Origin of the sequence: Polaribacter sp. MED152, from assembly GCF_000152945.2 — a bacterium.
Classification (GTDB): Bacteria; Bacteroidota; Bacteroidia; order Flavobacteriales; family Flavobacteriaceae; genus Polaribacter.
In genome coordinates this window covers 2,911,660-2,925,222 of the sequence record NC_020830.1, presented here as the reverse complement: position 1 = coordinate 2,925,222, position 13,563 = coordinate 2,911,660, and the positions used below count along the sequence as shown (strand labels likewise).

Sequence of the window (13,563 nt, the reverse complement as noted above, 5' to 3'; positions counted from 1 at the left end):
ACATGGAACAAAAAAAATTCGATTACAATTCTTTTATAGGAATGATTCTTCTTGCAGGAATTTTGTTGTGGTACTTTAATACCAACAAGCCAGAAGAATTGGAAGAGCAACAACCACAAGAAATTGTAGAAACTACTTCAAATAATGACAAGGAAAACACCAAAAACATTGCAGCACCAGTTTTTGAAAATGATTCTTTAAAACAAATTGCTTTACAAAATAAATTAGGTGCTTTTGCACAAAGTGCATTAAATGGTAAAGAAGGCACTACTGTAATTGAAAATAGTTTGGTAAAATTAACTATTGATAACAAAGGTGGACAAATTGTAAAAGCTTTGGTAAAAAATTACCAAACTTATGATTCACTTCCATTATATATGATTAAGGATAATAATGCCTCTTTCAATATCAATTTTGGAACTACAGACAATAGAATTTTAAATACTAAAGATTTATTCTTTGAACCTTCTTTAACAAATAGTGGAGAAAACACAGTGCTATCTATGAAATTAAAGGTTTCTGATAGTCAATATTTAGAATACAGATACGAAGTAAAACCAGATGATTATTTTGTTGATTTTTCTATAAGATCACAAGGTTTAGATGGCGTATTTAATTCATCTAATCCTATCAACTTAGATTGGACTTTAGATGGTTTTAGACACGAAAGAAGTTTAAAGACAGAGAATACCATGTATTCTTACTACTATTATAAAAGTGAAGATGAAGTTGAGTATTTAAATGCAGGTAATACAGAAATTGCCAATGATATAGATTGGGTTGCTTATAAACAGCACTTTTTCATGTCTAACTTGTTAACAGACACACCTTTTAACAATGCAACTGTAACCTCTTCAGATTTAGTTGAAGACGAAAAATTAGATACCGTTTTTACAAAAAGATATGAATTAAAAACTCCTTTAGCTTTAACAGGTGGGGAATTAAATTATAACATGAAATGGTTCTATGGCCCAAGTGATTATAATTTATTAAAAACTTTTGAAGGCACAGATTTAGACGAAACTGCAGATTTAGGTTGGGGTATTTTTGGATTCTTAAACAGAAACGTATTTTATCCTGTATTTAATCTTTTAGAAGGTTTCTTAACTAATTACGGTTTAATTATTATTCTGATGACTATTGTTGTTCGTATTTTAATGTCTCCATTAGTTTATAAATCTTATTTATCTAGTGCAAAAATGAAGGTGATAAGACCTGAATTACAAGAGCTAAATAAAAAATATCCTGGTAAAGAAAATGCTATGAAACGTCAGCAAGAAACAATGGCGATTCAAAGAAAAGCAGGAGTAAATATGATGTCTGGTTGTATACCTGCATTATTACAAATGCCGATATTCTTTGCATTATTTAAGTTTTTTCCAACAAACATTGCTTTACGTCAAGAAAGCTTTTTATGGGCGCCAGATTTATCATCTTATGATGTAATATTTAATCTTCCTTTCGAAATTCCGTTTTATGGAGACCATGTAAGTTTATTTCCAATTTTAGCTTCTATTGCTATTTTCTTTTACATGAGAATGAACCAAAGTCAGCAAGCTAATATGCAAGCACCTACTCAAGAAGGAATGCCAGATATGAGTAAAATGATGAAATACATGATTTACTTCTCACCTATTATGATGTTAATTTTCTTTAATAGATATGCAAGTGGATTAAGTTTGTATTACTTTATTTCTAACTTATTAACTATCTCTATTATGTTAGTAATTAAGAACTATGTAATTGATGAAGAAAAGATTCATGCTCAAATAGAAGAGAATAAAAAACGTCCTGAAAAAGCAAAAAGCAAATTCAGACAAAGAATTGATGCTGCAATGAAACAAGCACAAGAGCAGCAAGCAAGACAACAGAAAAAATAGCAAGTAGTACTTGTAATTAAATAGAAAAACCCAAAACGATTACGTTTTGGGTTTTTCTTATTATATTTGAAATATGAATAAGAAAATCTTCAACTTATTGCCATTCGTCCTTTTAGGAATCTACTATTTTATAATCCCTTTTAGTAGTTTTAATCAACAAATGATTTATCTATTTCTTTCAGTTTTAGTTAGTATTTATGTTTTATCAAAAAAAAGAAACTTAAAGAAATCTAGAATTATTATGTTCATTGTAGCTTTAATTGCAACTGCATGTATCACTTTTATAAATTTTTAGTGACTAAGTTTTTACCCTTAAATCTACCATAGAATAAAATATAGGCATAACAGATAATAGCCAAAATAAACGCTGTTTTAAAACCATAATTATCTATTAAGCTACCAAAGGCAAAAGGAATAATTGCACCACCCACAATTGCCATACATAACAAACCAGATGCTTGGGCTTTTAAATCTCCTAAACCTTCTATACTTAACGTAAAAATAGTTGGAAACATTATCGAATTAAATAAACCAACAGTCAAAATAGACCACATAGAAAGTAAGCCTACTGTATTAATTGAGATAAAAATCAGGGTAATTGCAAAGCCTGCAAAAATGGCTAACACTTTACCAGGAGCTAAAATTTTAGTTAGATAAGCCCCTATGAATCTACCAATCATTGCTCCTCCCCAATAAAAAATCACAAAAATTCCTAATAATGACTTCGGATCTGCTTCAGAAAACGATTTATTAAAAACACTCGCAATTGTATTTGCAATGCCCATCATTGTTTCATTCTGAGAAACAACTGTTGCCAAATTCATAGTATCAAAATAATTTACTAAAAAACTACCAATAGCAACTTCAGCACCCACATAAACAAATATGCCTAATGCCCCCATTAACATCATTTTATTCTTTAGCAAAGTGAAATAACCACCTTTTGGTGACTCTTGCATAACTTTAGGTAGTTTTATAAATGCAAAGATTATAGCCAAAACGATTATAAATAGTGCTATTATAAAAAATGGTGTTTGCACAGTTTCAGCTTCAGCTATATAATAGTTACTCTTCTCCAAATCGCTTAAAATGGCTATCTCTGTAGATGATTTTACAGAATCACTTAATAAAAACAATGCCCCAATAATGGGTGCAATTGTGGTTCCTAAAGAATTAAATGCTTGCGATAAATTTAATCTACTACTTGCCCCTTCTTCATTACCCAGTAAAGCTACATAAGGATTTGCTGCTACTTGCAACACTGTTATACCACCAGCCAATGTAAAATAACCAATTAAAAAAATGGTGAAATTTCTATATTCTGAAGCAGGATAGAATAATAAACAACCCAAGGCCATTGTAAGTAAACCAAAAACAATTCCTTTTTTGTAACCAATTTTTGATAAAATAAAACCTGCAGGTAATGAAAAAACGAAGAAGGCTGTAAAAAAAGCAAACTGAATTAAAACTGTTTTTGCATATGAAATTTCAAAAACATCCTTTAATCTTGGCACTAAACTATCTACTAAAACTGTGATAAAACCCCAAAGAAAAAACAAGGTAGTTAAAAAAATAAAAGCACTTTTATAAGATTTAGTTGAGGCTGACATAGAATAGTTTTAAACTTTATTGAAAAAATCTGACTTTATATTTTGGTTTAATTTGTCTTTATAAACATTGTAACTAAACCATTCATGAATTGAATAAGCACCTGTTTCTCCCATTTTATTTACTGCAATATAACCAACTTGAAAATCTTTATAGTTTTTACCAGGTTTATTTACAATTCTGCCTATAGCCTCTTCACAAGCTTCTTGAGGCGTTTTACCTTGCCTCATTAATTCTACAATAAGAAAGCTTCCAACAGTTTTTAAAACCTCTTCACCTAAACCAGTAGCAGCAGCTCCACCAACTTCATTATCTACAAACAAACCACCACCAATTATTGGTGAGTCTCCTACTCTACCAGCCATTTTATAAGCCAAACCACTTGTGGTGCAGGCTCCAGAAATATTACCTTCTTTATCTAAAGCTAACATCCCTATTGTATCGTGATTTTCAATATTAATAATTGGTTTGTATTCCGATTTTTCTTTCCATTTCTTCCAATCTTTTTTAGATTTTTCGGTTAGCAAATTTTCTCTTTTAAAACCTTTACTTACTGCGAATTGTTCTGCTCCTTCTCCAACCAGCATAACATGAGGTGTTTCCTCCATAACTTTTCTAGCTACAGAAATTACATGCTTTATATTTTTTATACCCAAAACAGACCCATAACCTCCTTTAGCATCCATAATACAGGCATCTAGAGTTACATTTCCATCTCTATCAGGTAAACCTCCCAAACCAACTGTTTGATTTTTTTCATTAGCCTCTTCTATTCTACAACCTTGCTCAACAGCATCTAAAGCAGAACCCCCTTTTTCTAAAACTTCAGCTGCAGTTTCTACAGCCAAATCAGTTCTCCAAGTTGCAATTACCAAGGGTTTTATTACTGCAGATTTATTTTTTCTAAACTCTTTTCTATCAAAATTTAAGATTGATGATGAAACAGTAGCCAAACCTAAGCCTGTAGCAGATGCTTTTTTTATAAAATTTCTTCTTTTCATTTTTTATTTAAATTGAATTTCATCCACAAACAACCAACTTTTTCCATTATGTTTTGCTCCTAAATGCCATTTTGGAAGTGCTCCTAACTTATTTGCAACTAACTTTACGTATCTAACTTTTGAATTCTTTGGATAATAAAATGTATATCCTTTTATACTTCTATCTTTTTGTTCTTCAACATCAATATCAAATTCACCCAAAGAAGCATAATTTATACCATCTTCTGAGACGAAACAAGTAATTTTAGTTGGTAGGAAAATCCAACTTTTTTGATCTTCTAAAAACTGTACTTTAATTCTACCATCATTATTTTTTACTTTGCCAAGATCAACCACAGCAACTAAATCCGTATCGAAATAACCTTGCCAAGTTCCAGTTCTAAAATCTTCTGCACCCAACACACCATCAATTAAAGCGTTGTCTCCACCTGCATTGTATTGATTTGCATATTCCGATTTTAAATCTATTTTAATATTCGGATCTATTTTGTAAAAACCGGTTCTAACTGTGGCACTTTTTACTCCATTTTTTTCAGCATAGACATACAATGAAATTCCTTTATCAATCAAAATGGAATTCTTGTATTTTTTATATCCTCCTTTGTAACCCACTCTATAAAAAATAGAAGCTTCTTTATCTACATTTGCCAAAGTAATACTAGTACTTTCCTTAAAAGCAATAGCTCCTTTTTCAATAAAAGGTGCAGTTACTATTAAATGATCATTGATAGCTGTAGAAGGAATATGCTTATCATTTGTAGCCCAATCAGAAGGCGTATTTGTCATTGTAAACACTAATTTACCTCCGTTCATAATATCTTGATGATTTAAATATGAATACAAATAATCTTCTCCATTTAAAGTGGCAGATTGAATGTAAATATTTTCTTCGGATTTATTTTTTGCTTCAACCGTAAACGATTTTCCATTTTCTAAATGTATTGTGGATTTTTCAAATATTGGTGTACCAATAATATATTCATTAGCACCTGGAGTTACAGGATAAAAGCCCATAGATGAAAAAATATACCAAGCACTCATTTGTCCACAATCCTCATTACCAGAAATTCCATCAGGTGAATTTGTGTACAATTCCGTTAAAATTTGATTGACTTTCTCTTGAGTTTTAGAAGGTTTATTTACAAAATTATATAAGTAAGCCATGTGATGACTAGGTTCATTACCATGTGCATATTGCCCAATTAAACCTGTAATATCTGCTTGATGGCTACCAGAAGTATTTTGGTTGGCAGAAAATAATTTATCTAAATTACTTTCTAGCTGGTTTTTACCTCCAATCAATTTTATAAAACCAGTAATATCTTGAGGAACATAAAAACTATATTGCCAAGCATTTGCTTCTGTATAATTAAAATTTACTTCATAAGGATCAAAAGGAGAGAACCATGAGTTTCTAAATCGACCACGCATAAATTGCGATTCTGGATCGTAAACATTTTTGTAGTATTGAGCTCTTTCTAAAAATGTTTGGTAATCTTTATCCTTACCCATACTTTCAGCCATTTTTGCAATAGACCAATTATCATAAGCATATTCTAAGGTTTTAGAAACGGACTCCGACTCATTTTCTACAGGGATAAAACCAAATTCTTTATAGTATTGCAACCCCAATTTATCTTGATTTGCAGAATGTTTCATTGCAGTAAACGCTTTTTCTACATCATAATTTCTAATGCCTTTTAAATAAGCATCTGCTATAACAGGTACTGCATGATAACCTATCATACAACCTGTATAATTTGCGGATAAATCCCAAATTGGCATAATGCCACCTTCATCATATTTTGCTAAAAACGTATTTATAAAATGATTGGTTTTTTCTTGTTCTATGATAGTATATAAAGGATGTGTTGCTCTGTAAGTATCCCACAAAGAAAATACGGTATAATACTCAAAGTCATTTGTTTTGTGAATATTTAAATCCATTCCTCTATACCTCCCATCTACGTCTTGATATAAATTTGGAGCTAGAGCCACATGATACATAGAAGTATAAAAATTGGTTTTATAATCTTCATTATTATCTATCACTTCAATTTTCTGCAATTGCTGCTCCCAAATATCTTGAGCTTCTTTTTTAACTTGTTCAAAATTTTTATTTCCTATTTCAGCCTCTAAATTCTGCTTAGCACCTTTACTATCAACTGCAGAAATTCCGATTTTTACAAAAACAGTTTCATTTTTAGGGTTGTTTATTTTTAATGCAGCTTTTGACTGTTTTTGATTGTCTTCATATACCAATTCAAACTCATGAGACAACTCTATATAATAGAATAACTTTTGATTGCTAGCCCATGCTTTAGAGTGCCTAAAACCCTGAATTACTTTCGGTGTAACTTGAGTGATATTATGTGCTAATAATTCATCTCTGTGTTCTAAATCGAGTATTATATAGTTATTGCTTGAATCTGGAAATTGGTATTTATGCACTCCACTTCGTCTAGAAATAGTTAGCTCCACATTAATATTAGTATCTTCTAATAGCACTTTATAAAAGCCAGGTTCAGCAATTTCATTTTCGTGAGAAAATTTTGATTTATAACCTTTATTACCATCTGCGCCATTATTAAAAATCATTTCATTTGTTGGCATTAACAAAACGTCTCCATAATCAGAAACACCTGTTCCACTTAAGTGTGTATGTGAAAAACCATAAATTTCATCATCTGAATAATGGTAACCAGAACAACCATCCCAACCATCTAATCTTGTATCTGGAGATAATTGCATCATTCCAAAAGGTAATGTAGCTCCTGGATATGTATGTCCATGACCACCTGTACCAATAAACGGATTTACATAAGAAATGAGTGATTTATCTTGGGAGATTGTAGCGTTAGAATTTTTATTCTGGCAAGATAATAACGCTATCAGAATAAAATAAAATACCGATTGTAGTTTCATTCTAAGAAATGATTTTTAAGATTCTCACAAGATAACAAAAATGAATCTTAAAATTTAAACTCTAAAAAAACTTAAATAGTGATTTTTTTGAGATTTATTGAACGATAATTTTGAACGATTTGCCTTTGGTATTCGTAAGCATATAAATACCACTAGCAATTTTAGACAAATTGATTTTAGTTTGATTATTCATCACAATAAAATTTTGCTGAATATTAATAACTCTACCACTTACATCAACTAAATAAAACTCGTCTTCATTTGAAGTATTTGTAACTATTAATTCTTGTTGTTTATTTGCTGGATTTGGAAAAACCTTACTTACCAAATCCATAACATTATCATCTAATGCCAGAACATTTTTGTCAAAATAAGGCAAAGCAAAATTAAATGCTTGTACACCTACTTTTTCACCTATTAATCTACCAGGAATATCATCTGCAGGAGGATGAATTCCTCCCCAAATGCGAGATAAACTACATTGATCTGAAGCATCTCTATAAGTGGCCCATTGCAATTTTACATCAACAGAAGGGCCTTGCTCAAACACTAAGAATTCATTCTTTTTTGCTATAAATTCGGCCATTCCTCCTGGAAAAAAAGCATCTCCAGTAAAAAGAGTTAGTACTTCTGCAGCAGCTCTTGAAAATGTAGAATGTCCAGAAACAAAACCTGCAAAAGGCGGAGTAACAAAGCTTGGTCTTTGATAAGGCCACCAATTTTCAGCTAAAATCCAACCAACACCAGCTTTGTCTGTGTTAGTGTTCGTAATTTCATCATGACCTCTCCAAGTATATAATTTAATTTTATTAATATTTTCTGGATTACGCAAAGCCAATGCATCATCTTCTTTAACCAACTCAATAAATCCTGGTTCTAATAAAATTCCTTGTGGATTATAATTTGGCAAGTTCTCATCAGAACTTTGACCTAAATCTGCCAAATATCTGATAGCAGAAATTGGTCTTATATAATCATAATACCCTTTTAAACTCCAAGCTGCAATTGCTGCATCATGCATGGCACCTCCTAAAACAAAATACGATTTTACATCCCATTCTAAATGGGACAATTCTTCTCCTTCACCTGCTATTTTTTTAACTAATAAGTCATGATCATTTACTTCATTTAAAATGGTAAACCAATGTCCAGGAGGTGTTTCTGAGTCAGGACCATCTGCCCAAAATTCAGCTAAAACTCTTGTGTAATCTCCTCTAGGTACAACTTGAGTTTCATAGATTTCGTTCGTAATTGGATTTGTATTGTGACCTTCACTACTATCACCACCTAAAAATCGTTTGTAAAAATTATCGTAATTCGAATAAGAATCTGGGAAATTATTTGAAGATAAATTACCTATCGATTTTGGAGAAATATCCCACATTACATTATCATTTGGGTCTAGATGACTTCCCCAAATTGCGACTTGCGTAAATCCGTTTTTATAGTGATTGGAGGAAACCAAATCATTCTCATCTAATAATGGTGGAGCAGAAATATCATGATACAACGTATAATTATTATTGTTTTTAAATATCACTTTTTTATCTTCATTCTCTAAAGAAAATGGCGCAACTACACCCCATTCAGGACTCAAGAAATCTATGACATCACCCTCAATTAAATTCCCACTTTGATCTATATAAGTGTCTAAACTTAATGTTTGCCATCTGTTAGGATCTGATAATTCTGAATTTCCAGGAGTTTCAGGAACCAAGGGATTATTCACAGGTTCATAAAATTGATTTTCAAAATTTGCCAACTCATTAGAACCATCTTGATTGCCATAACTAATTATAGTTTCTGCAATGTAATTACCTAATGCAGCTGCATTGCCATCTTCATAATTAATATCGGTATAATTAATATCAAAATTAAGTTGACTCATCAAATCATTTAACTTTTGTTGAGTTGTATTATGGCTTGGAGAATTTTTAAAGCGATAACTTAATACGCGATAAGCTGCATAACTTATTGCTTTTTTTCTTGAAGCTTCAATGGATTCATTTGGTGTAAAATCATTTAAATTACTAGTAAAATCATTTACATTATTGCCCATTAAATATGGAGTTGCTTTGTCACTATAAATTGCCCAAGCATCAAACATAGCAACACTTACATGAAACAAATTACGAGCATGTATTGTTGGCCTTGCAAAATCTCCTCTAATTGCCTCTAACAAAGCTTCATTCCAAATACGCGCTATTGATTTATTTTCTGCAAGGTTTTGTAAACTTAAAATGATTGCTTTAGTTACCTCTTGACTTTTACAAGATTCTGAAGCTAATCCTAAACTTACTTTTCCTCCAGTTTGAAATTGCCATTGAACTACTATTTCTGAAGTTCCTTGACCACTTAGTATTTCTCCTCCATCAACTTGCCAAGAAATATCTGCACCATTAGAGGTGCTAAAACTATAGGTTTCTTTGCTAAAATAAGCTGGTGTAGTATTTCCACTAATTTCATCTGCTACTTCCAAATACTTGCAAGAGCCATCATTAATGGTTGCCTGAGGATTATAATTACACGAATTTACATCTGTACAACCAGAAACTTTAATCGCTGGTTGTATGTTAAGTTTTGCATAAGAATCATTCTCTATAGCCTTACCAAAAGTATTTAGTTCTAAATTAGAATAAGAATCTACGTGACCTGAAGGCCAGTTTATAATCAGCTGATTAATTTTTGTTGCATCATCTAAACCAAAATGAACAGGTTTTAAACTTTGACCCAGAAAACCTACTCCTGAATAATATCGAATATAAGTATCTTCATCTGTAATTAAGGTGATTTTTGTACCTATTGCATCTCTATTTGATATTGTACCCTCTAAACTTAACTGAAACCATTTTGTTAAATTAAAGTTAGAAGCATCTCTAGTTGTGTTTTCGTAGAAATAAGTATTTCGATCTGAGTTGGTTACGATTAAATCTAAATCACCATCAAAATCGTAATCAAAATCTAATACCTCTACACTTACAGTTAAATCTTCAATTCCTGTTATTTGAGTAGTAGAAAAAACCACCTCATTATCTACTGTATTATTTTCAAAAAACACGTTGTTATATTCTACTTCGCTGGAATTCTTAAATCCATTTACAACGATTAAATCCTCATCACCATCTAAATCAAAGTCGCCAAATTTTGTTCCCCAAGAAAAGTTAGTATTGTTTATTAATAAATTTTCTGCAACATTCGTATAAGTGTTGTTTTCATTACCTTTTAAAAGCGAATTATTTGCAATAGTTGTAACGTAAAAATCAAAATAACCATCTTTATCATAATCGCCAATGGCAATGCCCATATCATTAAAATTAGCTTCTAAGCCATAATTTGTAGCAGCTTCTGTAAAAGATTGTCCATTATTATTGATAAATAACTGATTCTGTTTTCGAAGATCGTTCGTGATATAAAGATCCATAAAACCATCGTTATTAAAATCGAAAGGAAAGGGTGTATAACCAGGTAAATCTATTTGTGTGATAATATTGGTTGATGCAGTTACATTTGTAAAGGTTCCATTACCATTGTTATGATATAAGGTATTGGTATTGCAGCCTTTCCAGTCTACTACATATAAATCTAAAAAGCTATCATTATCATAGTCAAACCAAACTGCGCCTGTATTTTCACAATCGTTTATTTTAGTGATACCTGCTATATCTGTAACCTCTTGGAATTTTCCATCGCCTATATTTTCAAATAACTGCACTTTAGATAAATACGTGAAGAAAATATCAGGATCACCATCATTATCATAATCTCCCCAAAAAGCTCCAAATTTATAACCTTTTAAACCAAGAAAATTATCATAAGTGGCGTCTAAATCTTCGGTTGGCAACAAATTCTCTAAGCCAGACCCAAAAGTAACATCTGTAAAAGAACCATTACCATTATTTCGAAATAGTTTACTTTGGGTGGTTTGATTACCTGCTTCATCTTTCCAAACAGAAACAACAAAAACATCTAAATCATAATCACCATCAAAATCGGCCACAGAAACTCCATTATTTTCTTTTAAATTTTGAAAACCAATTTTACTTTCTACATGTTTAAAAGGCTTTTGAGTTTGCGCATTTTGATAAACCAGAAAATGTACAAGCACTAAAATAAAAATGATATTTTTATGAAATTGCATTGCCACTTATTAATTTGATTAAATGTTAGTTACTGATAAAAAATTTAGACTTTAAAAATCCTAAACCATAACCCATAAACTGAGTTAGTGAAGTAAATATAGCTAAAAAACCAACTATAAATCCGTTTTTACAAGTGGCGTCTAGCAAGAGTGCTATGAAGTATAAATAGTAAAAACTAAATAAATACAGATTACCAAATAAGACTAAAACAATACTAAAAGCAAAGCCTAAAATAAATAGGCTAGGAAACCAGTAGGTTATTTTTGAAGTAGAAGGAAACTTAGCATTTAAAATTGGTCTTGCTGTTCCAAAACCAAAGGTTTGTTTAAAGAATTGTTGTAAAGAACTTCTTCTTTTATGAAATAAGTAAGCACTTTCTATAAGTTGAGTTTTAAAACCATTTTCCCAAAGCCTAAAGGTTAAATCGATATCTTCTCCATTCTTCATTTTAGAAAAACCAGCGGTTTTGGTGAAAGCGAATTTTGATATTCCAAAATTAAAACTTCTAGGCTGAAATTTACCAACAGCCTGTTTTTTACCACGAATGCCACCTGTAGTTAATAAAGAGGTCATAGAGTAATTGATTGCCCTTTGTAAATAGGTAAAACTTTTATGAGCAGCATCTGGCCCACCAAAAGCATCTGTATAATTTTTGAGTAAGGCTTTATGAACCTCAGTTAAATATTGCTCAGGTAAAATAACATCTGAATCTAGGATGATAAAATAATTTCCTGATGCTTTTTGCATACCAAAGTTTCTGCTAGCTCCTGCTCCTGTGTTTTCTTTGTAAAAATATTCTATGTTAAGTTTTGTCTGATAACTTTCTACAATTACATCGCTTTTTTTATCTGAACCATCTTCTATAATTAGCACTTGAAAATCTTGATTAAAATTTTGCTTTGCCAAACTCGCCAACAATTCTTCTATTTCGTTTGGACGATTGTAAACTGGAATAATAATAGAAAAGTTAATATTAGAATGCTGCAATGATAACTGGTTTTACTTTTGTAGTTCTTGTAAAAATACAAAAAATGCAAACCTAAATAAGATTTGCATTTTAATATTTTACAATTGTTGGCAAACAGGTTTAGCCCTGATTGAACGTTTTGTTTGAGCTCTTTTGAGGTACGAAAAAAGCGAGTAGTAAAAGCAGGAAATTGCTTCTTACAAAACCCTTATTCTTCGCCTACAAATTTATCCATTACAGGATCGCTTACACCCATGTTAGAGAAACCTCCATCATGAAACAAGTTTTGTAAAGTTACTTTTTTAGTTAAATCTGAGAACATAGTAATAGTATAGTCAGCACATTCTAAAGCAGTTGCATTACCCAATGGACTCATTTTTTCTGCATACTCTATAAAACCATCAAAACCTTTTACTCCACTTCCTGCAGTAGTAGGTGTTGGTGATTGAGAAATTGTGTTTACACGAACTTTGTGATCTCTACCAAAGAAGTACCCAAAACTACGTGCAATACTCTCTAAATATGCTTTATTATCTGCCATATCATTATAATCTGGAAATACTCTTTGAGCTGCCATATATGTTAAAGCTACAATAGAACCCCACTCACTCATGGCATTTTTGTTGTATAAAACATTCATTACTTTATGAAAAGATACTGCTGAAATATCCCAACCTTTTGTAGTGAAATCGTATTTAGGATCTGTATAATGTTTTCCTTTACGCACGTTTACAGACATACCAATTGAATGTAAAACAAAGTCTATTTTACCTCCAAGAATCTCCATAGACTTTTCTACTAGATTGTTTAAATCATCCATAGATGTTGCATCTGCTCCTATAACCTGAGAATTTGTTTTTTCTGCTAAAGCATTTAACTCGCCCATTCTTAAAGCAATTGGTGCATTTGTTAAAACGAAAGTTGCACCTTCTTCATGTGCTCTTTCAGCAACTTTCCAAGCAATTGATTGCTCATTTAAAGCTCCAAAAATAATTCCTCTTTTTCCTTTTAATAAATTATACATAATACTAAATATTCTATTT

The 13,563-nt window shown here is 31.2% G+C and carries 7 protein-coding genes; 1 reads left to right on the top strand and 6 read right to left on the bottom strand.

Going from position 1 to position 13,563, the window contains the following annotated elements:
- Positions 1-2 precede the first annotated feature (2 nt).
- Positions 3-1,880: a membrane protein insertase YidC gene (yidC, locus tag MED152_RS13110; protein WP_015482381.1), complete on the top strand. Its 1,878-nt coding sequence runs from the start codon at positions 3-5 to the stop codon at positions 1,878-1,880.
- Positions 1,881-2,161: 281 nt separating this feature from the next.
- On the opposite strand, the gene MED152_RS13105 is transcribed toward yidC, so the two are convergent.
- The 6 genes from MED152_RS13105 to MED152_RS13080 form a co-directional block, all read right to left on the bottom strand.
- The gene (locus tag MED152_RS13105) at positions 2,162-3,490 is read right to left on the bottom strand and encodes a sugar MFS transporter (RefSeq protein ID WP_015482380.1); all 1,329 of its coding nucleotides are present in this window, start codon (positions 3,488-3,490) and stop codon (positions 2,162-2,164) included.
- A 9-nt stretch (positions 3,491-3,499) separates the two neighbouring features.
- Complete coding sequence (locus MED152_RS13100; protein ID WP_015482379.1) at positions 3,500-4,489, bottom strand: N(4)-(beta-N-acetylglucosaminyl)-L-asparaginase; 990 nt, start codon at positions 4,487-4,489, stop codon at positions 3,500-3,502.
- A 3-nt stretch (positions 4,490-4,492) separates the two neighbouring features.
- Complete coding sequence (locus tag MED152_RS13095; protein WP_015482378.1) at positions 4,493-7,414, bottom strand: GH92 family glycosyl hydrolase; 2,922 nt, start codon at positions 7,412-7,414, stop codon at positions 4,493-4,495.
- Between the two features lie 94 nt (positions 7,415-7,508).
- Complete coding sequence (locus MED152_RS13090) at positions 7,509-11,552, bottom strand: FG-GAP-like repeat-containing protein (RefSeq protein ID WP_015482377.1); 4,044 nt, start codon at positions 11,550-11,552, stop codon at positions 7,509-7,511.
- Positions 11,553-11,577: 25 nt separating this feature from the next.
- Positions 11,578-12,540, bottom strand: coding sequence for a glycosyltransferase family 2 protein (locus MED152_RS13085; protein WP_015482376.1), 963 nt, complete (start codon positions 12,538-12,540; stop codon positions 11,578-11,580).
- 188 nt (positions 12,541-12,728) lie between these two features.
- Positions 12,729-13,544 (bottom strand): enoyl-ACP reductase, encoded by an 816-nt coding sequence (locus MED152_RS13080; protein ID WP_015482375.1) that lies wholly within the window; start codon positions 13,542-13,544, stop codon positions 12,729-12,731.
- Positions 13,545-13,563: the final 19 nt, after the last annotated feature.

Excerpts from the sequence above, each read along its gene's own strand:
- yidC (WP_015482381.1), top strand. The coding sequence starts at position 3 with ATGGAACAAAAAAAATTCGATTACAATTCTTTTATAGGAATGATTCTT.
- MED152_RS13105 (WP_015482380.1), bottom strand. The coding sequence starts at position 3,490 with ATGTCAGCCTCAACTAAATCTTATAAAAGTGCTTTTATTTTTTTAACT.
- MED152_RS13100 (WP_015482379.1), bottom strand. The coding sequence starts at position 4,489 with ATGAAAAGAAGAAATTTTATAAAAAAAGCATCTGCTACAGGCTTAGGT.
- MED152_RS13095 (WP_015482378.1), bottom strand. The coding sequence starts at position 7,414 with ATGAAACTACAATCGGTATTTTATTTTATTCTGATAGCGTTATTATCT.
- MED152_RS13090 (WP_015482377.1), bottom strand. The coding sequence starts at position 11,552 with ATGCAATTTCATAAAAATATCATTTTTATTTTAGTGCTTGTACATTTT.
- MED152_RS13080 (WP_015482375.1), bottom strand. The coding sequence starts at position 13,544 with ATGTATAATTTATTAAAAGGAAAAAGAGGAATTATTTTTGGAGCTTTA.